This is a genomic window from Methylocystis parvus OBBP (genome assembly GCF_027571405.1).
GTDB classification, from domain to species: Bacteria; Pseudomonadota; Alphaproteobacteria; order Rhizobiales; family Beijerinckiaceae; genus Methylocystis; species Methylocystis parva.
The window spans coordinates 1,612,490-1,636,123 of sequence record NZ_CP092968.1 but is presented as its reverse complement, the minus strand read 5'-3'; the positions used below and the strand labels follow the sequence as shown (position 1 = coordinate 1,636,123).

Genomic DNA, 23,634 nt, shown 5'->3' with positions numbered 1-23,634 from the left:
TTGGAAGCGTCGCCGCGACGTCATCCAGCCTCGTTATTTTCTCAGGCGCGCATCTTCAAAGAAAAAAGGCCGGAGGGTTCCTCCGGCCGTTAAACGCGTATGTCGCGCGCTTACTCTTCCTCGTCCTCATGGCCGGCCGGCGCCGGAGCGGCCATCTGGCGGGGGCGCTCCTGATAGCGCTCCATGCGCGCGGCGCGCTCGCCCGGATCGCGGCCGATCTTGCTGACGAGGTGAATGAGGTCGATGAACTCGTCCGCCTGGCGGCGCAGTTCGTCGGCGATCATCGGCGGCTGCGTCGTGATCGTCGAGATCACTGAAACGCGCACGCCCTTGCGCTGCACGGCCTCCACCAGCGAGCGGAAGTCGCCGTCGCCGGAGAACAGCACCATGTGGTCGATATGCTCGGCCATCTCCATCGCGTCGACCGCGAGCTCGATGTCCATATTGCCCTTGACCTTGCGGCGGCCAAGCGAATCGACGAACTCCTTCGTCGGCTTGGTCACGACGGCGTAGCCATTATAGTCGAGCCAGTCGATCAGGGGACGGATCGAGGAATATTCCTGATCCTCGATCAGCGCCGTATAGTAAAAAGCGCGGATCAGACGTCCCTTGCCCTGGAATTCGCGTAGCAGACGTTTATAGTCAATATCGAATCCCAGCGATTTGGCGGTCGCGTAAAGGTTTGCGCCGTCAATGAATAACGCAATTCGTTCGATATCTGCCATTTTTTTCTCGCGTCTGGGTTGTGTGTTGTGACGTTCCCGTCAGGCTACCGTCGTTTATCCGCCATCGACGGCTTTGGGTTGTATGAGCGCCGGCGCAAAATATGTTGCTACCTGCTCGGCTCCTGGCCCCGTCTCTAAATCTCGGCGAGATGCCTTCAACGCCGCTGCAACCCGGAAGTAAGGCAATCGCGACTTTCGAAACCGGAACGCCGAAGCGTCTGAGCGATAAATTGCGCCTATAAGTCGCGAGGTCAAGACCATCTATCGAGTTTAATGCATAAAACATTGCCAAAAATCCAAAAAGCTCGCTTGACCGGCGGCCTTCCGGGCCTTCGGGAGGGCAAAAAGACCGATAGAGGCCATTGAATAAACTTGTGACTTAGTGTAGCAGCCGCTTTCCCCCGTTTCAAGCAGGAGCCGTAAAAGATGGCGCGCGTCACCGTCGAAGATTGCATCGACAAGATCGAGAATCGCTTCGATCTGGTTCTGCTGGCGGCGCATCGCGCGCGGCTGATCTCTTCCGGCCAGCCGATTCTGGTCGACCGCGACCGCGACAAGAACCCCGTCGTGGCGCTGCGCGAGATCGCCGAGACGGCGCTTTCGCCTGAAGATTTGTCGGAAGACTTCATTCATTCCCTGCAGCGCCACGTCGAGGTCGACGAGCCTGAGGCGGAGGCCGCGCCGGCTCTGACGCCCGCCGTCGGCGGCGATTTCGACAGCGACCAGCAATTCGACCGCATGACCGAAGAGGACCTTCTGCGCGGGCTCGAAGGTCTCGTTCCGCCGGCGGAAGTCGAGGAAGACGGCGAGTAAGGGCCGCCCGCGAAATCCGCCGTCTTCCGCTGGAGACGGCGGCGAAGCTGCGCTACACTCCCCGCTCGATTTCAGCGGCTGGACGGTCGCCGCCCGCTTGCGGGCGACCTGTCGGCCGCCTTGTACCGCCTTGGCTTTCGCGCATGATGCGTCAATATGAACTCGTCGAGCGGGTTCGGAAATACAATCCGAACGTCGACGAGGATTTGCTCAACCGCGCCTATGTCTACGCCATGAAGGCGCACGGGCAGCAGACGCGCGCATCCGGCGACCCCTATTTCTCCCATCCGCTCGAAGTCGCGGCGATCCTCACCGATCTCAAACTCGACGACGCGACCATCGTCGCGGCGGTGCTGCACGACACGATCGAAGACACAGAGACGACGCGGGAGGAGATCGACCGGCTTTTCGGCGAGCAGATCGGCAAGCTCGTCGACGGCCTCACCAAGATCGAGAAGCTCGATCTCGTCTCCAAGCAGGCGCGGCAGGGCGAGAATTTCCGCAAGCTACTGCTCGCCGTCGCCGACGACGTTCGCGTGCTGCTCGTCAAGCTCGCCGACCGCCTGCACAATATGCGCACGCTGCATTTCGTGCCGCAGGACAAGCGCGCCCGCATCTCGCAGGAGACGCTCGACATTTACGCGCCGCTTGCCGGCCGTATGGGCATGCAGCGGCTGCGCGAGGAGCTGGAGGGCCTCGCCTTCCGCCACCTGATGCCCGAGGCGCATCAGGCGATCGAGCAGCGGCTGCACGAGTTGCGCGCCAAGAACGGCCGCATCATCAAACGCATCGAAGACGAGCTGGCGCGCGAATTTTCCGAGCGCGGCATAGAGGCGGCGGTCACCGGCCGGCAGAAAACGGCCTATTCGGTCTGGCGCAAGATGGAGCGCAAATCGATCTCCTTCGAGCAATTGTCCGACATTTTCGGCTTTCGCATCATCGTCGGAACGCTGGAAGACTGCTACCGCGCGCTCGGCGTCATCCATTCAAAATGGCCGAACGTGCCGGGCCGGTTCAAGGATTACATTTCGACGCCCAAGCAGAATGATTACCGCTCGATCCACACCACGGTGATCGGCCCGGGCCATCAGCGCGTCGAACTGCAGATCCGAACCCCGGAAATGCACGAGATCGCGCGCTTCGGCATCGCCGCGCACGCGCTCTACAAGGACGCGACGGGCGATGAGGGCCGCGAGGAGCTCGCCAAGGAAAGCCGGGCGTATCGCTGGTTGCAGGAGACGCTCGACCTCCTCGCCCATGGCGACAGTCCGGAAGAATTTCTCGAGCATACGCGGCTGGAGCTCTTTCAGGATCAGGTTTTCTGCTTCACGCCCAAAGGCGGGCTCATCGCGCTGCCGCGCGGCGGCACGCCGATCGATTTCGCTTACGCCGTTCACACCAAGCTCGGCGACTCGGCGGTCGGCGCCAAGATCAACGGGCGGGTCGCGCCGGTGCTCTCGCAATTGCAGAACGGCGACGAAGTGGAGATCATCCGCGCCGACGGTCATGTCCCTCCGCCCGCCTGGGAGGCGGCAGTGGTGACGGGCAAGGCGCGCGCAGCCATCCGCCGCGCGACGCGCGAGGCCGTGCGCCAGCAATATGCCGGGCTGGGGCGGCAGATCGTCGAACGCGCCTTCGAGCGGGCGGGGCGGGCCTATGCCGACGACAAGCTCCGGGCCGCGCTCACGCGTCTCGCGCGCCCCTCGATCGACGACGTTTTGGCGGCGGTCGGACGCGGCGAAATCTATTCGGGCGACGTGGTGAAAGCGGTCTATCCGGACTTCATCGAGGATCGCAAAGCCGCGCAGGCGCCGCCGGCCCCGGGCGAACCGGGCTGGTTCGGCGTGAAGGCGAACGCCAATCTCGTCTTCAAGGCGCCGGGCGCGGCGGGCGAGGGCGATGCGGGCGCCATTCCCATTCGCGGCCTGCGCGGCGACGCTCCGGTGCGCTTCGCCCCCGTCGGCGGCGCCGTGCCGGGCGACCGCATCGTCGGCATTTTCACGCCGGGCGAAGGCATCACCATCTATCCGATCCAGTCGCCCTCGCTCACGGCCTTCGACGATCAGCCCGAACGCTGGCTCGACGTGCGGTGGGACATCGATCCGGACGCGCGCGCCTTCTTTCCTTCGCGCATCGTCGCCACCGCCATCAACGAGCCGGGCACATTGGGCGCGCTCGCGACGCTGATCGGCGAAACCGGCGCCAATATCGACAATATCAGCTTCAACGCCCATTCGCCCGACTTCCGCGAAATGACGTTCGATCTCGAAGTCGCGGATCTGAAGCACCTCACTGACGTGCTCGCGAAACTGCGCGCAAGTCCGCTGGTGAGCAAAGTGGAGCGTGTGATCGGGTAGCAGGCGCTTCAGGGCGCGCCCGGGCGTTTCCGTCCGGGCGCGCCGTGATTTAGAAACCCGTCGCCGCGCACTGGCCCAATTTGCCGCTCGCGGCGACATTGGCGCCATAGGTCACGGGGTTCGGGCTGTTGCGGTTGCATTCCAGCTTCTTGCCGATCACATTATTTGTGAGGTTCGCCGAATACGTGTTCTGCGAAGGGCTGCCATTGGCGAGCGTGTCGTCGACGCGCACATTGCCGCCGACATCCACCCGGTAAACCGCGCAGAGACCCTTATTGCCGACGCATTCGACGTCGCCGGAAATCATCGCCCGGCCCGCCGTGCCGTCGATGAAGCCGGCCACCCAAAGGCTGCCGTAATCGAGCCGTCCCGCGCATCCGCGAATTTGCACGTCGCCGCCGATGAGGAGCGGAGCCGCCTCGCCCCTCAGCAAGACCTCGGTGCATTGATTGGCTTCGACATTGCCGGCGACCGTTCCGCCATGGACCTTCAATGTCGCTTGTTTTCCGACGAAAACATCGCCGATCACTGACACGCCGGTGATGTCGCAGGTCTGGCCGTCCGGCACCACGACGCGGCCCGTAACGCTTGCGCCATTGGCGATGGGCGACGAGGCGCTGCAATTCGTATCCGCCGCGAGGGCGGCCGATCCGTCGATGGCGCAAAGCGCCAGTAAAGCTGTTCCAACAAGACTTCTCATATGCTTGTTCTCCATCCGGCAAATGATCTCGGAGAACTTCGCAATTGGAGGATGGATTTTCAATTTAAGAGAGAATTAATCATTAATATCACGCAGTTCGCGAAATTTTGGCGGCGGCGCGGCCGCCGCCGGAAGCCGGCTAGTACGGGCGCTCGGGCGTGCAAGCGGCGGTCGTGCAGCGGGGCTTGTAGGCGTAGGGGATCATCGCGGCGACGAACAAGGCGGCTCCGAGAATGATGATCGCGAACCGGTAATTCATGGGCGGCTCCTCTCTGCGACCGGCGGGCCGGTCGCCACAGCCGCCATGGATAGCGGTAAGGGGCGCCAAGGCTCCGTGACAATGTCTCTCTGCGAGGCCCGGTTCTCTGCGGGGCTTGGCCTCTCCGCGAGGCTTGAAGGCTTCCCGGCCGGAATGGCAAATGCGCCGCCGCTACGCTAAGAAAGCGGCATGAGCACCAGACCTCTTCGTCTCGGCGTCAATGTCGATCACGTCGCCACGATCCGCAATGCGCGCGGCGGGCCGCGTCCCGATCCTGTCCGCGCGGCGCTCCTCGCCATCGAGGCGGGCGCCGACGGGATCACCGCGCATCTGCGCGAGGATCGCCGCCATATCACCGATGCGGACATGGCCCATCTCAAGGCGTCGATCTCGAAGCCCTTGAACTTCGAAATGGCGGCGACGGAGCAGATGCTCGACATTGCGCTGGCGACGGCGCCGCATGCGGTCTGCCTCGTCCCCGAGAAGCGCACCGAGCGCACCACCGAGGGCGGGCTCGACGTCGTCGGCCAGCACGACTGGCTTGCGCCCTACGCCGACCAGCTCGCGCGCGGCGGCGTCCGCGTGTCGCTCTTCATCGAGCCTTCGACCGAGGCGATCGACGCCGCCGTCTCGATCAAGGCGCCGGTCGTGGAGCTGCATACCGGCGCCTGGTGCCACGCCGTCGAGGTGGGCGACGCGGCGCGGGCGGCGCGCGAATTCGAGCGCGTGAAGAAGGCGGCGGCTTACGCCGGCGAGCGGGGGCTCGAAGTCCATGCCGGCCACGGCCTCGATTACGACACGGCGCGGCAGGTCGCGGCCCTGCCGCAGGTGACGGAGCTCAATATCGGGCATTTCCTCGTCGGCGAAGCCGTCTTTGTCGGGCTCGCGGAGGCGATCCGCCAGATGCGCGCGGCGATGGCGGAGGGGCGCGCGGGCGCGGGGTAAGCTCGGCGGCGACGTCGCCCTTCCCGCGAGGGGAGGGTCGCGCCAAAGGCGCGGGGCGGGGCGGGCCTCCAAATTCCCGCCGCAGTTCTCATTGCGTTAATGGCGTGCTAAGCGGGGCGCCGGGCGCGCGCCGCCCGAAACATCAAGGAGCATGCGGCTTGAGCAGGAACGTCCAGATGGCCCAAAAGCAAGAAGAAGGCGGGATTCTGGAGACCATCAAGGTCATCGTCCAGGCTCTGGCCATCGCCCTCGTCATCCGCACGCTGCTGTTTCAGCCCTTCAACATCCCCTCGGGGTCCATGATCCCGACGCTGCTCATCGGCGACTACGTCTTCGTTTCGAAATACGCCTATGGCTATTCGAACTATTCCATGCCTTTCGGCCCGAATGTCTTTTCAGGCCGCGTGCTCGCCTCGCCGCCCAAGCGCGGCGACGTCATCGTCTTCAAGCTCCCGCGCGACAACGAGACCGATTACATCAAGCGCGTCATCGGCATGCCGGGCGACCGCATTCAGATGATCGAGGGGCGTCTCTACATCAACGGCGTCGTCGCGCCGCGCGAGCCCATCGCCAAGGCCCGCACCGAAAACCGCGAGGGGGACGAAGTTCCGGTCGCGACCTATAAGGAGACGCTGCCGGGCGACGAGGATCATCCGGGCGTCGAGCATACGATCATCGAGATCGAGGGCGATCACGGCATCAACGACAATACCGAGCTCTTCGTCGTGCCGCCGGACCATTATTTCATGATGGGCGACAATCGCGACAACTCGACCGACTCCCGCATCGCGCCGGAACTGGGGGGCGTCGGCTATGTGCCCTTCGTGAATCTCGTCGGCCGCGCGGAGATCATCTTCTTCTCCGTGAAGAAGGACGAGTCGGCGCTGGCTTTCTGGCGCTGGCCCTGGTCCGTGCGCTGGGACCGCTTGTTCAAGCCGGCGCACTGAGCCTGAATGGCGCGGGGCAAGCCTGATCTCGCGGCGCTCGAGACGCGCATCGGGCGCGATTTCGCGGACAAGGCGCTGCTGCGCTGGGCGCTGACCCATGTCAGCGCGGCCGCGCAACGGCCGGATTCATATGAGCGGCTGGAGTTTCTCGGCGACCGCGTGCTCGGCCTCGCCGTCGCGCATATGCTTTTCGAGGCCTTTCCCGACGACAGCGAGGGCGAACTTTCCCGCCGGCTCGCGGCGCTGGTGCGCAAGGAAACCTGCGCCGAGGTCGCCGAGCTTTGGGGCGTCGGCCCATACATCCGGCTGGGCGAGGGCGAGGCGCAGACGGGCGGGCGCAAGAAGCGCGCGATTTTGGGCGACATTTGCGAGGCGATCATCGGCGCGGCCTTTCTCGACGGCGGCGCGGCCGCAGCCGAAGCGATCGTGCGCGCCGCCTTCGGCCCGAAAATGCATGAGGCGGGAAGAAGCCTGCGCGACGCCAAGACGGCGCTGCAGGAATGGGCGCAGGCCCGCCGCCTCGCGCCGCCGCGCTATCGGCTGGCGTCGCGCAGCGGCCCGGACCATGCGCCGTCCTTCGAGCTGGCGGTGGAGATAGAAGGCTTCGAGCCGGCGGTCGGGGCGGGGAGCTCCAAGCGCGCGGCGGAGCAGGCGGCGGCGGCGGCCTTCATGGCGCGGGAGGGAGTGACGGAGTAACCTTTCTCCTCGGCGCGAACAGCGCCTCTCCCCGTGAAACGGGGAGAGGCTGGGTGAGGGGCCGGGTCTGGAGTCCGGACGCCGGTTGAACTGCCAAGCCCTCACTGCGTTTGCCTTTCTCTCTCATCCCCCAGGCCCCTCACCCAACCTCTCCCCGCCATGCGGGGAGAGGAGCGCGCGCGGGCCTTTATCGACGTTCCGAAAAAAATCTTATCCCCACCCCCTAAACCTGCCTCATCCTGCGCCCGCCTCGTCACCTTAGGGGGCGTCGTCGTAGCCCGGCGGCGCGGCGGGGTCGGTCAAGCGTCCGTCGGGCTCTTGTGGCGGATGTGGGCGGGTCGTCGGTCGGGCTTTCCCGTGCAGAGCGGGGCAAGCAATCTGTGGCGGCAACGTCGCGGGGCGCGAATAAAGCTGGGTCTTAACGTTTCTTCGGGTCTTGCAGCGGGAACTTCTGAAAAGGAAGCCGCGCCCGGGGGAAGGCGGCATCGGAAAACTGCAGGACACAAATCGCCTGCGGCGCTCAAGCGCGCGCTCGTCTGGGATCATAATCTCAGACGGGAAAGAAGCGGTCCTGTCAGGGGCCGTGTCCGGGAGCGAAGTCACTCCGTCGGGAAAAGGTGCGCGAGCATAAAGACCGTGTCCGGGACGCTTTGGCTCCGGTGCGCAGGAAACACATACACATCTCGGCCGAACCGGGCCGGGGCGTCCCGGATTTCCCTTTAAACTCGCATCGAAAGAGCGCGGGAAGGAAAAGGCGCGGGCGGGTTTGAGTGGGATATCTCGCCATGGCTTTGAAGATCGAGCGGGAGGAGGCCGCGATGAAAGAGCCAAACCCAAAAATTCGGTAGAGAAGCCCCGCGCAAAGCGCTAAGGCGGACGAGTCGACCCAAGCTCTGGAGAACCTTTGACCGAAGAAACCGCCATGGACCAAGAAACAAGCTGCGGCTTTGCGGCGCTGGTCGGCGCGCCCAACGCCGGCAAATCGACGCTGCTCAACCAGCTTGTCGGCGCCAAGGTTTCGATCGTCTCGCGCAAGGCGCAGACGACGCGCGCGCAGGTGCGCGGCATCGCCGTGGATGGGCCGGCGCAGATCGTGCTCGTCGATACGCCCGGCATCTTCAAGCCCAAGCGCAAGCTCGACCGCGCCATGGTTGCGAGCGCTCTCTCCGGCGCGGCCGACGCCGACGTCGTCGCCTTGCTGGTCGACGCCCGCAAAGGGGTCGACGAAGAGGTCGAGGCGATCATGAAGCAGCTCGCCGAAACGAAGGCGCCGAAAATCCTCGTGCTGAACAAGGTCGATATCGTCGCGCGCGAGAAGCTCCTGGCGCTCACCGCGAAGCTCAACGAGATGGAGACGTTCGAGGAGACCTTCATGGTCTCGGCCCTCAACGGCGACGGCGTCGCCGACCTGCTGTGCGCTCTGGGCAGGCGCATGAAGCCGGGGCCGTGGCTCTATCCGGAAGACCAGCTTTCCGACGCGCCTTTGCGCCTGCTCGCCGCCGAGATCACGCGCGAGCAGATCTATGAGCGGCTGCATGACGAATTGCCCTATCAATCGACCGTCGAGACCGACAGCTGGACGAATCAGAAGGACGGCTCGGCCCGCATCGAGCAGACGATCTATGTCGCCCGCGACGGCCAGAAGAAGATCGTGATCGGCGAGGGCGGCAAGACGATCAAGGCGATCGGCGCGGCGGCCCGGCGCGAGATCGCGGAGGCCGCCGAGCAGAAGGTGCATCTTTTCCTTTTCGTGAAGGTGCGCGAAAACTGGGCCGAAGATCCCGAGCGCTACCGCGAGATGCGGCTCGATTTTCCCAAGGGCGGCTAACGGATTCCTCTTTGCGAGGTCGATATGTCCAAGAAATCCAAGCGGCTCACTGTTTATCGCTATCTCACCGGTCCGGACGACGCCGCCTTCTGCCATCGCGTGACCGAGGCGCTGAGCAAGGGCTGGTCGCTCTATGGCGGGCCGACGCTCGCCTTCGACTCCGCCCAGGGCCGCGTGATCTGCGGTCAGGCGATCACGAAGGAGGTCGAGGGCGTGGAATACAGCCCGGAAATGAAGCTCTCGGAGCAGTAAGCGACCGTCGCCGCGGCGCCCCATTTCTCCCCGCAAGGGGGAGAGGGATTAGATTGTCGCTGTCGCGGAGCGCGCGAGAAACGCCATGGAGTGGCAGGACGAAGGCCTGGTCATCGGCGCCAGGAAGCACGGGGAGACCTCCGTGATTCTGGAGTTGATGACCCGCGCCCATGGCCGCCATCTCGGCGTGGTTCGCGGCGGACGATCCAAGGCGCTGCGCCCGGTCCTGCAGCCGGGCAATCTCGTTTCCGTGAATTGGCGCGCGCGGCTGGAGGACCATATGGGCGCCTTTGCGGTCGAGCCGCTCGCCGCGCGCGCCGCGCGCTATCTCGACCGCGGCGCGGCCTTGCATGGGGTGGCGACGCTCGCCGCGCTGCTTCGTCTCCTGCCCGAGCGCGATCCGCATGAGGAGCTGTTCGAAGCGGCCGACGCCATCGCCACGGCGCTTGGCGACGTGGGCGCGGCGCCGATGATGGCCCGATTCGAGCTCGCGCTTCTCGGCGCGCTCGGTTTCGGACTCGATCTGGAGCGATGCGCGCTGACGGGAACGCGAGACGATCTCGCTTTTGTTTCCCCGAAATCGGGCCGCGCGGTGAACAGGGCCGCCGCGGCGCCTTGGCGTGAGCGCCTCCTGCCGTTTCCGCGGCTGCTGCAGGCGGAGGGTGAAAGCGCGTCGACCGAACAGCTCGCCGACGCTTTCCGTCTGACGGGATATTTTCTGACGCGCGACGTGTTCGCCCCGCGCGGCGCTTCCATGCCGGCGTCGCGAGACTTCTATATCCGCGCGATTCTCTGACCGGATGTCAGCGCAGCTCGTCGCAAATCACGCGCGATTCGCGATTCGTCACGCCATAGCCCTCATCGGTGTCGACGATGATCTCGCGGCACATGGCCTGCATGGCGCTGTCGTTGCGCGCCTCCTCCTGAGCGTCTGTCGGGTAGCGGTGCGGCGAGCGGGCCGAATCATTGACCGCGATCTGCGTGCTCTCAACCGCCTGGGCGGCGCCCGCGACGGAGAGCGCCACGCCAAGAACCGCGAATACTCTGAAAACCGCGAATACTCTGAAGATTGACGTCATGAGGAGCAAGCCGCAGAAACTTAAGAGGAAAGCGCCTTTGGGAAGGCGGAGCGGAGCCGGCGCTGTGGTTACCTTTCTATGGACGGCGCCAAAGCGTCGCAAGCTCTAATTTGCAACATTATCGCCGAAAAAATGAAAATCCCGTTGAGAGTTGAGTTTAGCGTCCCGGACGCTGATTTTCAGGCGCTTGCGCGCCGCGCCGCGCGCCAATAGGACGGTGGCTGGCGGAAAAAACAGGAACGAGTTGATGGCGCAGCAGAAGGGCGGTTCGGGAGGCAAAGGCGGCAAGGATGGCGGCGGCGAGAGCGTCGTGACGCCGGTCGATCTGCGCGAGGCTCTGGAAGTGCGTTATCTGCGTTACGCGCTCTCGACCATCACCGACCGCGCGCTGCCCGACGCGCGCGACGGCCTCAAGCCCGTGCATCGGCGCATTCTCTACGGCATGCATGTGCTGCGGCTCGATCCCGGCGCGCCCTTCAAGAAATGCGCGAAGATCGTCGGCGACGTGATGGGCTCCTACCATCCGCATGGCGATCAGGCGATCTATGACGCGCTGGTGCGCCTCGCGCAGGATTTCTCCTCGCGTTATCCGCTCGTCGACGGGCAGGGAAATTTCGGCAATATCGACGGCGATTCGGCCGCCGCCTATCGCTACACGGAAGCGCGCATGACGGCCGTCGCGCGCGGACTTCTCGAAGGCATCGACGAGGACGCGATCGACTTCAAGCCGAATTACTCCGGCGAGGAGAAGGAGCCGATCGTTCTACCTTCCGCGCTGCCCAATATGCTCGCCAATGGCGCGCAGGGCATCGCGGTAGGCATGGCGACCTCGATCCCGCCGCACAATCTTTCCGAGCTTTGCGACGCCGCGCTCTATCTCATCTCGCATCGCTCCGCGACGAGCGAGCAATTGCTCACCTTCGTGCAGGGGCCGGATTTCCCCACCGGCGGCGTTATCGTCGACAGCCGGGCCGACATCGTCGAGGCCTATCGGACCGGGCGCGGATCCTTCCGCGTTCGCGCGCGCTGGGACACTGATCCGCAGGGGCGCGGGGGCTGGGTGGCGGTCGTCACCGAGATTCCCTATGGCGTGCAGAAGTCGCGCCTGATCGAGAAGCTCGCGGAGCTGATCTCGGAAAAGAAGTTGCCGCTTGTCGCCGACGTGCGCGACGAGTCCGCAGAGGATGTGCGCATCGTCTTCGAGCCCCGTTCGCGCAACATCGACCCGAAGCTGATGATGGAGACTCTTTTCAAGTTCTCCGAGCTCGAAACGCGCTTCAGCATGAACATGAACGTGCTGGTCGACGGCGTGACGCCGCGCGTCGTCTCGCTCGACGAGGCGCTGCGTCAGTGGCTCGACCATCGCCGCAGCGTTCTGCAGCGCCGCTCGCGCCATCGTCTCGCGGCGATCCTGCGCCGCATCGAGCAATTGGAAGGCATGATCATCGTCTTCCTCAATCTCGACAAGGTGATCCGGATCATCCGCGAGGAAGACGACGCCAAGGGCGAGCTGAAGAAGACCTTCAGTCTCACCGATCTGCAGGTCGATTACATTCTCGATACGCGCCTGCGCGCCTTGCGCAAGCTGGAAGAGATGGAGCTGCGCAAGGAACTCGACAATCTCACCAGTGAGCGCGCCGAGATCGAGAGCCTGCTCGGCGACGACGGCAAGCAGTGGAAGACGATCGCGGGGCAGGTGCGCGATCTGAAAAAACTCTACGGACCCCAGACTGAGATCGGCAAGCGCCGCACGACTTTCGAGGATGCGCCGGCGGCGGTCGATCTCGACCTCGCGGAGGCGATGATCGAGCGCGAGCCGGTCACGGTCGTCGTGTCCAAAAAAGGCTGGATTCGCGCGCTCAAGGGCCATGTGCAGGATTTGTCGACCCTGCAATTCAAGGGCGACGACGAGATGGATACGAGCTTCTTCGCGCAGACGACGACGAAGATTCTCGTGCTCGCGACCAATGGCAAGGCCTTCACGCTCGACGCTTCGAAACTGCCGGGCGGGCGCGGTCATGGCGAGCCCATCCGCCTCTACGCCGACATTGACGAAGGCGCCGACATCGCCCGCGTCATGCCGCACACATCCGGCGCGTCTCTATTGCTGATCGGCGACGATGCGCGCGGCTTCGTCGTCGCGCAGGACGATCTCTTGTCGTCGACCAAGAAAGGCCGCGCCGTGCTGACGGTCGAGCCGCCCGCGAAATTGAAGATCGTGACGGAAGCCGAGGGCGATCATGTCGCGATTATCGGCGAGAACAGGAAGCTTCTCGTCTTCCCATTGGAGGAAGCGCCGCGCATGGCGCGCGGCAAGGGCGTGCGCATGCAGCGCTACAAGGATGGCGGCGTCGCGGATGCGAAAGTGTTTGCGATGGCCGACGGTTTGCGCTGGACGGATTCGGCGGGGCGCGTGTTCAACGTCTCGAAGGCGGAACTGTCCGAATGGATCGGCCACCGCGCGGAAGCGGGACGGCTGCCGCCGCGCGGCTTCCCGAAGAACAATCGGTTCGGGTGATCCGCTCGCTGTGCCGCCGTCACTGCGAGGCGGCGAAGCCGACGAAGCCATCCAGCGCCGCAACAGCCGCTTTCCGGACTGCTTGTGTAATAGCGTAGCCTGTGCGGCGTAACGAGGCGGTCAGGCGGAAGCCCTTCGAAAGCATCGAACAAAAATGCCCGCCAGGACGAACCCGGCGGGCAAGTCTTCACACCAACACGCGGAGAAGAGGAAAGCCGCGTGGAGCTGAATTCAGCTTAGAGCGTCGCGCCAAGCTGGAATTTCGGGATCACCGGACCGCCGACTTCCACCTTCTCGCGCTTGCCCGAGGGGCTGAACAGGAAGAGGAGGCCGCCGAACTGGCTGTCCGTATCGTAGGCGAGGTCGGACAGGCGCTCGACGTCGAAGCGCGCATCCTGCACCGTGATGACGAGGCTCCTGGTCTCGCCCGGCGCGATCGGCGTCGGATCGTTCACCGAAAGGCCGCGATCCGCCATCAGATAGTCGGGGAATTCAGGGCGCGTCGTGAACACGTCCGGATTGAGGAAGCGCAGGCCGGCGGTCGTGAACTCGCCGATGCGCAGCGGCTCATGACCTTTGTTCGTGATCTGCACGTTCATCGTCAATTCGCGGCCGGGCACCTTATAGGAGCCGCCCGAATAATGGAGAGACACCGTCTCGGCCCGCGAATCCTCGAGGAACGGAATGCCGGTCAGCAAACCCGCCTGCATGGGCAGCGTGCGCGGGAATTCACGGTTGGCGTTGGCGTAGAAGATCAGCAGCGCAAGCATGGCGACCGCGAGCCAGATGGCCCCGAAACGCTTGTCGTTGGGCGTGATCATCTCATGCCGTTTGCCCGCCGCGACCTGCCAGCCGCGAACGATGATGCCTTTCTGCAGGAACCAGTAGAGGATCCAGACGAGAGCGGCCGCCATCCAGATGAAGTGATAGGCGTATGTCCAGTTGATCCCGTAGGTTTCGAGATCGATGGTCGAGCCGTCGAGGAGCGTCACCGGATTGGTGAAGTCCTTCATGTCGCCCTTGATCTCGATCCACTGGCCGGGACCGACGATCGGACCGCCATCCTTCACATTGATCTGGACATGGACGTGATACCGCCCCGGACGGCGCGCCTTCAGGCCGATCTTGTATTCATAGTCATAGCCGACATCCATCGAGAAGGTGCGCGGCACCGGCACTTCGCCCACCGAGGCGCTCTTGCGGATGAGGACCGGACCCGGCTCGCCGACATTGAGGAAGGCTTCCTGCGGCTTCGCGACGGCCTGCGGCCAGCCGGAGAAGACGTGGACCTTTCCGGTCAGCTCCATCTCTTCATTGACGTTCAGCGACGTCTTCGACCATTTGACGTCATACCAGTTCAGCGTGCGCATCCGAAGGAAGGCCTGCTGCGAGCGTTCGCCATGCGCGGCGGCCGGCGTAGCGGAGAGCGTCAGCATCGCGACGGCTGCGGCGAAGCCCACAGCGCACGCTCCCGCGAGCTTTTGGAAGATTGGCCGTTTCATCAGTTTATGACTCCCTTGTTTTCTTGGCGCCGGGGCGGCCTCGCCCCGGCCTTTCGTCTTTTTGTTCCGTGATCAGACGTCTTCGTTGTCGATATAGGCGGTCGTCGAGAACCAGCCGCCGACCTTCCACCAGAGGAAGTAGACGAGCATCGAGACGAAGCCGGAGAAGAAGGCCGCGACCGGAACGACGTCCTTACCGAAGGTGCGCAGCGTGCCGCGCTCGATCATGCGGATATATTCGGGCGTGCCCGTGCGGACGTAGTTGAAGCCGATGAGATCGGCGAGTGTGAGCAGCACGCCGTCGACCTCGGTCGCCTGATGAAACTGCGCCAGCACCGGCCAATTGCTCGGATAGAAGAGCAGGCCCCAGCCCATCGCGCCGACAACCGCCGTCACCGTCCAGCTGCCCGAAAGCAGCAGCACGATGTCGAGCCAGAATCCCATCGGGATCAGCGCGGAAGGGAAGACCAGATTGATCGGGAAGAAGGTCCAACCCCAGAAATTGTCGTAGCGGTTGATCCACTCGCCGACGAGCAGGGCGAAGACCGCGACCGTGGCGCCGAAGGGCAGGCGGAACTTCTGCCAGAAGAAGGACTGGGCGGCGGCGGCGAAGCACATGGCGACGATGGGCGCCACGGTCGGCCACATGCGGCGATCCTTGAAGTCGATCCAGAAGTCCCAGTCGCCGGCGAGCAGCATGTAGTGGATGTGGAAGGAGCCGAGCAGCACCAGGAAGAGGATGAGGAGCAGAATCCAGTCGGTCAGCTTCACGCAGCCGATGAACTCTTCCTTCGAGGCCCAGGCCTTGCCTGCGGCCGGGACCGTTTCGTTCGATAGAGACATAATTTTTCTCTCCTTGAGATTTCCTCCCGGCGGTTCGCCGGGCGCCTTCTTGTTTGTTCCGACTTTCGCGTCGCGCCTTGGCGGGGCCGGAAGCGGCCGCTCTCGATACAGAGGGAGGAAGATCGGAGCGGCCGCCTCTCTTTCGATCCCGCGGCGCCCTGGGAGCGTGCGCGCGCTTCGCCGAAAGTTCGTTCGTCGCGGTTAAATCGCGAGGATGTCCTTCTCGAACTCCTTGCTGAGCTCGATCACGCGATGGAGGATCTGCAGCACGGTGCCGAACATGGCGAGGCCGAACCAGCCGAAGAAGACGAAGCCCCAATGCAGCGGCGCCGTGAACAGCTCTTCCATGAACCAGAAGGTGTGGCCCCATTCATTCAGGCCGACATTCGGGAAGATCATGAAGGGGCCCGCGAAGAACAGCAGGAAAGCCAGCGAAATCCGGTTCGCGAATTGCGGAATGCGCGTGCGGCCATACATGAAGGCGCCCCAGCCCGCGATGATGTAGATCGGATAGCTGAGGTAGAACTCCAGAATGTGGCTCGGCGTGAAGTCCGTGTCGCGGATGACGGTCTGATGCCAGGTGCCGTCCTGCTCGGTGAAGTAGCTCGCGCCCCAATAGACGGTGAAGGCGTAGACGAGCAGCCATCCGATCAGCGTGATCAGGCGACGCATTTCCTCGCGCGGCGCGACGGCGTTGATGTTGCGGTCGCGCGTCTTCCACAAATAGCCGCCGATCGCGCAGAAGGCGATGAATTCGAGCGGCAGCTCGGTCCACATGATGTTGAGCCAGTAGGTCTGGAACTCGGGCGCGAAAGAATCGAGACCGGCTTTCCAGCCGAAATACTGCTCATAGATGCGGATGCCGACGTAAAACGTCCCAAGCGCAGCCATGGCGAGATAAGCAGGACGAAAATTGACGATCGAGTCGGCCGACTCTTTCGCCGCAGCTCCGGCTTTGTCTGTTGTCAGAGACATTCCTCTCCTCCAGTCATTGAAAGTTAGACGAAAGACCTCGAATCTACGTTCCGTCATTCTTGTGTTGGCCGACGTTCCCCGAGATTCGCGCCCTCCACCTGTAAATCAGGCGCTTTATCGCTATTCTCTGAGTGATTTACTCTCAAAGTCAGCATACCTGATGACGTGAGAGGCTATCATAGCGCTCAGCACTTCCGTCAATTGAGTATCTTTGATCGTATATGCGGCAATTGCGCGCATTGTATTGAATAGTATCAATTTTTATGTAGTCTAATATGAGATCGTAGCTCAAATGTATTTTATAATGAGACAAATATCATTGTTATATGTAGTGCATAATATCCTGATACATTTGTATAGCGACTTTCTGACGCACGTAATACATGTTGCGTTGAATATTCCGCTATTGATTATGTCTGGCGCAGTCATCGGCAGGCGCCAGTAAAGGGAGGTCGCCAAACTATGAAGACATTTCACACGCTGAACGAACTCGGTTGGGTCGGGTTTTGGATCGGTTTCATCATCTTCCTGTTCGCCGTCTTCATCCCGACGGTGAACCGCATGTTGAACTTCTGAACGCCGCATCCGCCGCAACGCTTTGCGCCCCGGCTCTTTGTCAGTCGGGGCGCTTTTGCGTCGCATCAATTTTTCGGAGCCAGGCCCGCAGGCTGACCACTGAGGCGTCAAATTCGATCATCTGATGAGTCCGCTGCGACACTTTGAAGCACATGATGTATTTAATTGTCTCACTGCACGAAAATAAAGGCGCTCCACTTGCGAGATGGGCGGAAACACGCGCGAAGTTATTGAAACCTCTCATTCTGGAATATTAGAATTGTTCTTGATCAACTGAGACAAAGTCCTAGACGTCCACGCAATATGTGTGTCGCGCCGAAAAATGGATCATTCCCTTATCTTTGTATTTATGAGAGAAAAGTAGCGTGGCCTGGGCGGGAGCAATTCGGCGGACTTGCAAAACCGGAGCGAAGCAGACGGTGGAAAGCGGCCCTGCGCAGCCAAAAAATCGAGTGAAATCCAAGAAGAATAAAAATAAAGCCGCGGCGATGGAAGGTAACAGCGAACAACACATCATCGGCGCGCATCAGAAGCGCGAAGATGCGATGCGCCACCTATTGGCGGAAGCCGAGGGCGCGTCGACCAAAACGCTTATCGAGCAGCTGAAAAGCCGGCTCGGCGTTTCGCGGGCCACCGCCTATCGGATGATGAAATCCTTTCGCACCTGCGGCGCTATTTCTTCCGCGTCGCGTTCGGTGGGTCGGCCGAAGGGCGCGCGCAGCCTCGATCCGCAGCGCGAGCAGATCATCGAAACGGCGCTCGCGAAATTCGTCGCCGAAGTCGAGCGGCCGCCTTTCAGCGTGCTGGTGCTCGAAATTACGAAACGCTGCTGCGAAAAGTCGTTGCGGCCGCCAAATTGGCGAACGATCCGCGCGCGGCTGCGCGACATGGACGAACGCGCCCGAGCCGCGGATCGACAGCGACTCGCCGAGAGCGAGGAGCCGCGCTGAGCGCGCGCGGCGGCCGGCTTTCAGGTCGGCTTGCCGAAGTTCGGGATCTTGAAACCCAGCTTCCCCTGCCGCCACAGCGTGAAAGCCGCGCCGCCGGCGACGACCGCAAACAACCCAAATCCGAGGTAAAGATAGAACTCCTCGTCGGTCATCATGCCGACCGAAAAGGGATGGCGGCCCTCATAGCTCTTCGCGCCATCGTCGCTCGTCAGCTTCGCGTAGAGCACGTAATAGCCGGGGTCTTTGAACTTCTGGTCGAAATTGACCATGCCGTTGCGGAATTTCTGCACAGGCAGACGCGAGACGGCGTCGGCGTCCGGGTCCGGTTGGGCGTCCGGCCCCTTGGCGCGCAGCACGCGAATGTCCCAGTTCATGTCGCGCAGCTCATTATCCGAGGCGTCGAGCACGATGACGGAAGGTCCGATGTCGGGCAGGGCCACGCATTCGCGGTCGATGTTCTTCTTGGGCTGCATCGCCACGAATTTCATCGACTTCTCGCCGATGGCGACGGGGCATTCGGGATCGTAATAATGCCAGCCGGCGGCCAGCGCGCGTGACGAAACGCCCGTGGCGGCCAGAAGAGAGACCGCCGCGCCCAACAAAATCTGCTTCACTTTACAACCCCGCGCTCTTGTTCAGTCCCGCATCCAACACAGCCAGCATCTGGTCCATCGCCAACGCCGGCTCGGCGCATTTCGAATCGCCGACGATCCGCGCCGGGACGCCCGCCACCGTCTTGTTGGGGGGCACCGATTCGAGCACGACCGAGCCCGCCGCGATCATCGCGCAGCGCCCGATCTCAATATTGCCGAGCACTTTGGCTCCGGCGCCGATCAGCACGCCGCGCCGCACTTTGGGGTGGCGGTCGCCGCGCGATTTTCCGGTGCCGCCCAGCGTGACGCCGTGCAGCATCGAGACGTCGTCCTCAATGACGCTGGTCGCGCCGATGACGACGCCCGTGGCGTGGTCGACGAAGACGCCCTTGCCGATGACGGCGGCGGGGTGGATGTCGGTCTGGAAAATCTGCGAGGAGAGACTTTGCAAGGTCAGCGCAAAGTCGCTGCGCCCGTTTTTCCAGAGCCAATGCGCCAGCCGATAGGTCTGCAGCGCGTGGAAGCCCTTGAAGTAGAGAGCCGGCTCCAGCACGCGCGTGCAGGCGGGATCGCGCTCGACCACGGCCAGGAGATCGGCGCGGAAGGAGTCGACGATGGCGGGGTCGCGGGCGAGGCAGGCGTCGAAGGCCTGGCGGATCGCGGCGTAGGGGGCTTCCGGCCGGTCGAGGCGCTGGGCGACGCGATGCGCGACGACGCCGGCGACCGACTCCTGCGCGATAATCGCCGGATAGATGAAGCCGCCCAGCTCCGGCTCGCGGCGCAGCACATCCTCCGCCTCCAGCCGCAGCCGGCCCAGAAGCGGGTCGAAATCAATGATATTCGCGGTCTGCTCCCGCGTCTCGGCGGCCATGGGCGCTCCTCCAGAAGAGGCTATATAGCGCCTCCGCCACGCTCGCGCATCACGGACGCGCCGCCAGGAATTCGACGACGGCCTGCTTGTAGATGCGGTCGCCTACGGCGCGATTATGGTCCCGGCCGGGAATGTCGACGAGTCGGACATTGGGGAAAAGCGGCTCGAGCGGCGAGGGGTCGCCCGCCACGTCGTCGCGGGTCCCGACGCAGATCAGGACAGGGCATGTAATTCCAGCGAGCGAAGCGGGATCGAGCGCCTTGCGCGCGCCGCGCACGCAGGCGGCCAGGGCCTTGAGGTCGCTTCGGGTCGACTCCGCGAATCCGCGGAAGATCTTGAGCATCGAATTGTCGATGTCCTCGATTCGCTCCGCCTCCATCGCCTCGGCGAGGCCGCTCGGAAGGCCCGCGTCCTGGACGAGATATTGCCCGATGCCGCCAAGGATGAGCGAGCGCACGCGCTCCGGCTTGGCGAGCGTGAGCACGGTGGAGATTCGGGCTCCGAGCGAGTAACCCATGACGTCCGCGCGGGCGATGGAGAGATGGTCCATCAGATTCGCGATGTCGCTCGCCATGAGGTCGAGCGAATATTGCGCCGGGTCGTAGAGCTTTTCGGAGCGGCCATGCCCACGATTGTCGAATACCACCACGCGGCGGCCGTCTTCGGTCAGCGTCTTGACCCATTGGGTAAACATCCAGTTTACGGCATGGGTCGAAGCGAAGCCGTGGACCAGCACGATCGGCTCTTGCCGGTCCTCGCCGAAGGGCTCGAAGTCCGAATAAGCAATCTCGACATTGTTCGAGACGAAAGTTTCCATCGCAAATCCTGTGTGACAGTCCCTACTTAAAGGCTCACACAGGCTGTGCAAGCGTCAGGCCGTAAAAAACGCGGCGAGAGATAACAGGCCTTGCCATTCGCCGCGCTTGTCGCTAAACGGTCGCATGTCGCAAGGCGGCGGCCCCAAAAGGCGGCCGGCCATGCCTGCGACGGGCGCCCGTAGCTCAGCTGGATAGAGCACCAGACTACGAATCTGGGGGTCAGAGGTTCGAATCCTTTCGGGCGCGCCATTTTCCCTTAACGTCGCGCGACCAAACTTCCTCGTCTCACAGCGTCCTGAGAAACGCGACGAGGGCGGCCCTTTCTTCCGTTGAAAGTCCGAGCGGTTTGATCTTCTGATCGAGCGCGGGGTTGGCGCCGCCGCCATTGTCGTAGAATTCGACAACCTCTTCGAGCGTCTTCATGCCGCCGTCATGCATATAAGGCCAGCTGTCTTTGACGCCCCGAAGCGTGGGCGTCACATAGGCCCAGCGGTCCGCCGGATCGTTCGTAATCTCAAAGCGTCCGACGTCATTTCGCTGGCTCGCTTGCGAAAAACCAGCGGCGGCCAGTCGAACGTCTTTGACGACGCCGGGCGCCAATTCGACCCGAACGGCGTCCGTCTCCTGACGTCGTCTGAAAGCCGCGCCGTTATTGTGCCAGGACCGGTCGGTGAAGAGCGCGCTCGACTCGTCGATCCGGTGACAGGCCGAGCATCCGCCTTTCGAGACGAAAATTTCATAGCCGCGCCATTCCTGCGCGGTGAGGGCGTTTTTGTCGCCGCCGAAGACCGCACGATCGAAGCGGCTGTCGCCGCGCAACAGCGTCGCTTCATAAGCGGCGATGGCGCGGCCCATTGTCGTCATTGTCGGCCCTTCGCCGGGAAATGCGGCGTCGAAAAGGGGCCCGTAGGCCGGGTCTTTGCGCAGGCGCTCGAGCAGCGGACCGATGCCGGGATTGGCCATCTCGTCCGGCGTGAGCAAAGGCCCCCAGACCTGCGCGACGAGATCGGTCTCTCGCCCGTCGTGAAAGAGATATTGCTTGAAGACGACATTATAGAGCGAGGGCGCGTTGCGCCGGAGCGAGCGTCCCTCCATCCCGATGGAGAGCGCGCTTTGATTGGACGCGAATCCCTGCGCCGGAATGTGGCACATGGCGCAGGACAATGTGCCGTTGGCGGAGAGCGCGCGGTCGAAAAACAATTTCTCGCCGAGACTCCGCATCGCCGCCGTCCCTAGAATTTTCGCCGGGACCGGCGGCAGGCCGAGCGGCGTCGCGACGTCGTCCGCTTTGGCGACGCCCGTAAAGCCCGTCGCGGCGATGACAAGAGCAATCAGAGAGCCGCTCCTTCGACGAGTCACGTCACGGCTCCCTCTTTCCGTTGCTGGCCGCGCCAAAGGCGAGAGCGAGCGTGCGCGCGTCGTTGAGGAGGTTGTCGGGCGTCAGAAACGCCGTGCTGTATATTTCCCGGACCCACCCTTCCGGATCGATGAGGAACACTTTCAACATGTGATTGATCGCGCCCGTTCGCCGGCCGGCGGCGTCGCGCTCATATCCAATGTCCTGTCCCATCGCGCGCAAAAGAGGCGCGATGTCCGCTTCAGACTTTCCCGTCAGAAAAATCCATGGCGGCGCAGCGGCGTCCTGTTCCGCCGCTTCGAGGAGCCGCAGGACGGCGGGCGTGTCGCGCGCCGGGTCAAGGCTCACAAAGACGAGGCGCAGCCGGTCGGCGAGCAGCGGCTCGGCGGCGGCGGCCTTTCTCGCTTCTTCGAAAATCGACCACGCGACCGGACAACCGGCGGCGTCCTCGCAATGGCCGTAGATAAAGCCGAGCGCCGTCACCGCGCCGGCGACCTTGGCGGAAAGGTCGACGGAGCGTCCTTCGGCGTCGAGCAGCTTCGCGCTCGGGACGCGCTGGATGCGTTGCAGAACGTAAGTTCCGGGCGAGGGGAGATTGGCGACCGACGCATGGGCGGCGTCGGCTGCGCGCATCGGCGTCGATGGCGCCGCAAAAGCGAGCGCCATCGCTGTGAGCGCCGCGAAGGGCGCGCGGGCGCCCTCCGAATATTTTCGCTTCTCGGTCACTGGCGTTCGGCTTTCTGCGCGCGCGCCGTAAATTTCATATGATGCGCGCGGCCGAGCCCCTCCTTGTGAAAGTCGACGACGAAGTCTTCCTTCAGCTCCTTGCCGTCCCAGGAGTAGCCTTTGAGGAACTGTTCGTTGTCGGCGCCTTTCTTGTCCCAATTGGCGAGGAGCGAGGTCGTGAAATAAACGCGCTTTCCGTCCCAGCTTTGCGAGACCATGTTCACCTGCGCGCCGATCTTTTTCGCATAGACCTGCTTCGGCGCTTCAGGATTGGAAAGATCGAAAAGGCGGGCCGTTCCGTCCATGAAGGTGTTGACCCACAGCGAAGAGGCGTCCGACGAGATCGAGATGTCGACAGGGAGCGGTATTTTCGCGGGATCGCCGACATCGGCGACGGCTTTCGCCTGCCACTGATGGTTCTCGTCCTGCTTGATGAGATATAGCTTGGAGGTCAGCGCGCCGGCGGTGATCGCCCAGTCCGCGCCGGGCTTCAGCGCCCAACGGATTTCGAGCGGCGCGCCGGGGACCGAGAACGCCTTTTCGGGCTTCATCGCCTTGAGGTCCCAAAGGACCATGGTGTTGCCGAAATTCTTCATCGCGGAGCTGTCCTGAATGAGTTGGGACAGATCCATCATGTAATTGGTCCAGCCGGTGAAGCTCGATGTGAGCATGCGGTTCTGGCCTGGATTGATGGCGATGTCGTAGCCATATCCGTCGCCGCCATTGTCGACCGGCATGGGCGTCGTCGCGACGAGATCGCCGGCATTGTTATAGGTGATGAGGCCCGTGATTCCGCCATGGTCTTTCTTGTTGGAGAGCGCCTGCACGAGCATGCGGCCGGGCAGGGCGTAGAAAGTATGCGGGCCGACATAGCCGGTGCTTTCGGCGAGATTGTCGATCGTCTTCACGAGTTTGGGCTTTGAAGGATCGGAACCGACGTCGAAGATGAAGATCTTGCTGTCGTCGAGACGTCCCGCCCAGAGATATTTGCGATCGTCGGTAAAGCCCATGTGATGCGCCTCGCCGCGTCCGCCGACGGAGATGGCGTGGATGACTTCGCCATAGGTCGCCGAGCCGGGAATGACGTCGATCGTCACCAGCTTGTCGGATTCGTCGCCGATTCCCTTTTCGCCCAGAGTCCAGACATGCAGAAACTGCTCCTGTCCCTTGATGAGCCCCGCCATGAAGGGCGAATTGCAGGTTTCGTCCGCATAGGCCGGGGCGAGCCCCGGCAGAGCGCCGAGCAGAAACAAACCGATCGCCGCCCCCTTGCGCATGCAAATTTCAATCGTTTTCATTGCTTC

At 63.0% G+C, this 23,634-nt stretch carries 22 protein-coding genes and 1 tRNA gene; 11 read left to right on the top strand and 12 right to left on the bottom strand.

The genetic code is table 11. From position 1 onward, the window contains the following. Nucleotides 1–110: 110 nt before the first annotated feature. On the bottom strand, nt 111–725 hold the full coding sequence (locus MMG94_RS08005; RefSeq protein ID WP_016921529.1) for a LabA-like NYN domain-containing protein: 615 nt from the start codon (nt 723–725) through the stop codon (nt 111–113). Nucleotides 726–1,151: 426 nt separating this feature from the next. On the opposite strand from MMG94_RS08005, the gene rpoZ reads away from it, so the two are divergent. Further along, nucleotides 1,152–1,538 carry a DNA-directed RNA polymerase subunit omega gene (rpoZ, locus tag MMG94_RS08000; protein WP_016921528.1) on the top strand — a complete coding sequence of 129 codons (387 nt, stop codon included), beginning with the start codon at nt 1,152–1,154 and terminating at the stop codon, nt 1,536–1,538. A gap of 143 nt (nt 1,539–1,681) precedes the next feature. After that, nucleotides 1,682–3,895: a RelA/SpoT family protein gene (locus MMG94_RS07995; RefSeq protein ID WP_016921527.1), complete on the top strand. Its 2,214-nt coding sequence runs from the start codon at nt 1,682–1,684 to the stop codon at nt 3,893–3,895. A 49-nt stretch (nt 3,896–3,944) separates the two neighbouring features. Here the strand turns inward: MMG94_RS07995 and MMG94_RS07990 are convergent, their stop codons facing one another. Further along, nucleotides 3,945–4,595 (bottom strand): hypothetical protein, encoded by a 651-nt coding sequence (locus MMG94_RS07990; protein ID WP_154419933.1) that lies wholly within the window; start codon nt 4,593–4,595, stop codon nt 3,945–3,947. Between the two features lie 448 nt (nt 4,596–5,043). Here MMG94_RS07990 and MMG94_RS07985 point away from each other — a divergent pair, with 448 nt between their 5' ends. The 6 genes from MMG94_RS07985 to recO all read left to right on the top strand — a co-directional run bounded on the left by MMG94_RS07985 (nt 5,044) and on the right by recO (nt 10,318). After that, nucleotides 5,044–5,799 (top strand): pyridoxine 5'-phosphate synthase, encoded by a 756-nt coding sequence (locus MMG94_RS07985; protein WP_016921524.1) that lies wholly within the window; start codon nt 5,044–5,046, stop codon nt 5,797–5,799. A gap of 176 nt (nt 5,800–5,975) precedes the next feature. After that, the gene (gene lepB / locus MMG94_RS07980) at nt 5,976–6,746 is read left to right on the top strand and encodes a signal peptidase I (RefSeq protein ID WP_016921523.1); all 771 of its coding nucleotides are present in this window, start codon (nt 5,976–5,978) and stop codon (nt 6,744–6,746) included. Between the two features lie 6 nt (nt 6,747–6,752). Then, entirely contained in the window at nt 6,753–7,442 is a 690-nt protein-coding gene (gene rnc / locus MMG94_RS07975) for a ribonuclease III (RefSeq protein WP_016921522.1), read from the top strand. A 922-nt stretch (nt 7,443–8,364) separates the two neighbouring features. Then, nucleotides 8,365–9,270, top strand: a complete 906-nt coding sequence (era, locus tag MMG94_RS07970; RefSeq protein WP_051001172.1) for a GTPase Era — start codon at nt 8,365–8,367, stop codon at nt 9,268–9,270. A gap of 24 nt (nt 9,271–9,294) precedes the next feature. Beyond that, nucleotides 9,295–9,522: a DUF1737 domain-containing protein gene (locus MMG94_RS07965; RefSeq protein WP_016921582.1), complete on the top strand. Its 228-nt coding sequence runs from the start codon at nt 9,295–9,297 to the stop codon at nt 9,520–9,522. Nucleotides 9,523–9,607: 85 nt separating this feature from the next. Then, on the top strand, nt 9,608–10,318 hold the full coding sequence (gene recO, locus MMG94_RS07960; RefSeq protein WP_016921581.1) for a DNA repair protein RecO: 711 nt from the start codon (nt 9,608–9,610) through the stop codon (nt 10,316–10,318). Nucleotides 10,319–10,325: 7 nt separating this feature from the next. Here recO and MMG94_RS07955 read toward each other — a convergent pair whose 3' ends face one another. Beyond that, nucleotides 10,326–10,601, bottom strand: coding sequence for a hypothetical protein (locus tag MMG94_RS07955; protein ID WP_016921580.1), 276 nt, complete (start codon nt 10,599–10,601; stop codon nt 10,326–10,328). Between the two features lie 247 nt (nt 10,602–10,848). Between MMG94_RS07955 and parC the strand changes: the two genes are divergently transcribed. Further along, nucleotides 10,849–13,119, top strand: a complete 2,271-nt coding sequence (gene parC, locus MMG94_RS07950) for a DNA topoisomerase IV subunit A (RefSeq protein WP_016921578.1) — start codon at nt 10,849–10,851, stop codon at nt 13,117–13,119. A gap of 236 nt (nt 13,120–13,355) precedes the next feature. On the opposite strand, the gene amoB is transcribed toward parC, so the two are convergent. The 3 genes from amoB to amoC form a co-directional block, all read right to left on the bottom strand. Further along, nucleotides 13,356–14,621 (bottom strand): bacterial ammonia monooxygenase, subunit AmoB, encoded by a 1,266-nt coding sequence (gene amoB / locus MMG94_RS07945; protein ID WP_016921577.1) that lies wholly within the window; start codon nt 14,619–14,621, stop codon nt 13,356–13,358. A 72-nt stretch (nt 14,622–14,693) separates the two neighbouring features. Next, complete coding sequence (gene amoA / locus MMG94_RS07940; protein ID WP_016921576.1) at nt 14,694–15,464, bottom strand: bacterial ammonia monooxygenase, subunit AmoA; 771 nt, start codon at nt 15,462–15,464, stop codon at nt 14,694–14,696. A gap of 201 nt (nt 15,465–15,665) precedes the next feature. Next, entirely contained in the window at nt 15,666–16,439 is a 774-nt protein-coding gene (gene amoC / locus MMG94_RS07935; protein ID WP_016921575.1) for a bacterial ammonia monooxygenase, subunit AmoC, read from the bottom strand. 1,064 nt (nt 16,440–17,503) lie between these two features. Between amoC and MMG94_RS07930 the strand changes: the two genes are divergently transcribed. Beyond that, the gene (locus tag MMG94_RS07930) at nt 17,504–17,965 is read left to right on the top strand and encodes a transposase (RefSeq protein WP_154419935.1); all 462 of its coding nucleotides are present in this window, start codon (nt 17,504–17,506) and stop codon (nt 17,963–17,965) included. A gap of 20 nt (nt 17,966–17,985) precedes the next feature. Here MMG94_RS07930 and MMG94_RS07925 read toward each other — a convergent pair whose 3' ends face one another. The 3 genes from MMG94_RS07925 to MMG94_RS07915 are packed head-to-tail and all read right to left on the bottom strand — an operon-like array spanning nt 17,986 to nt 20,246. Then, nucleotides 17,986–18,579, bottom strand: coding sequence for a hypothetical protein (locus MMG94_RS07925; RefSeq protein ID WP_016921571.1), 594 nt, complete (start codon nt 18,577–18,579; stop codon nt 17,986–17,988). 1 nt (nt 18,580) lies between these two features. Beyond that, nucleotides 18,581–19,429 carry a serine O-acetyltransferase gene (cysE, locus tag MMG94_RS07920; protein ID WP_016921570.1) on the bottom strand — a complete coding sequence of 283 codons (849 nt, stop codon included), beginning with the start codon at nt 19,427–19,429 and terminating at the stop codon, nt 18,581–18,583. A 49-nt stretch (nt 19,430–19,478) separates the two neighbouring features. Continuing rightward, entirely contained in the window at nt 19,479–20,246 is a 768-nt protein-coding gene (locus MMG94_RS07915) for an alpha/beta fold hydrolase (protein ID WP_016921569.1), read from the bottom strand. A 173-nt stretch (nt 20,247–20,419) separates the two neighbouring features. Between MMG94_RS07915 and MMG94_RS07910 the strand changes: the two genes are divergently transcribed. Further along, nucleotides 20,420–20,496 (top strand) — tRNA-Arg (locus tag MMG94_RS07910). Nucleotides 20,497–20,532: 36 nt separating this feature from the next. Here MMG94_RS07910 and MMG94_RS07905 read toward each other — a convergent pair. The 3 genes from MMG94_RS07905 to mtoX are packed head-to-tail and all read right to left on the bottom strand — an operon-like array spanning nt 20,533 to nt 23,628. Next, nucleotides 20,533–21,606: a cytochrome-c peroxidase gene (locus MMG94_RS07905; RefSeq protein ID WP_244415499.1), complete on the bottom strand. Its 1,074-nt coding sequence runs from the start codon at nt 21,604–21,606 to the stop codon at nt 20,533–20,535. Nucleotide 21,607: 1 nt separating this feature from the next. Then, a complete protein-coding gene (locus MMG94_RS07900; RefSeq protein WP_051001165.1) occupies nt 21,608–22,330 on the bottom strand; it encodes an SCO family protein in 723 nt (240 codons plus the stop codon). Beyond that, nucleotides 22,327–23,628: a methanethiol oxidase gene (mtoX, locus tag MMG94_RS07895; protein ID WP_016921568.1), complete on the bottom strand. Its 1,302-nt coding sequence runs from the start codon at nt 23,626–23,628 to the stop codon at nt 22,327–22,329. Before mtoX ends, MMG94_RS07900 begins: the two co-directional genes overlap by 4 nt. Nucleotides 23,629–23,634 lie beyond the last annotated feature (6 nt).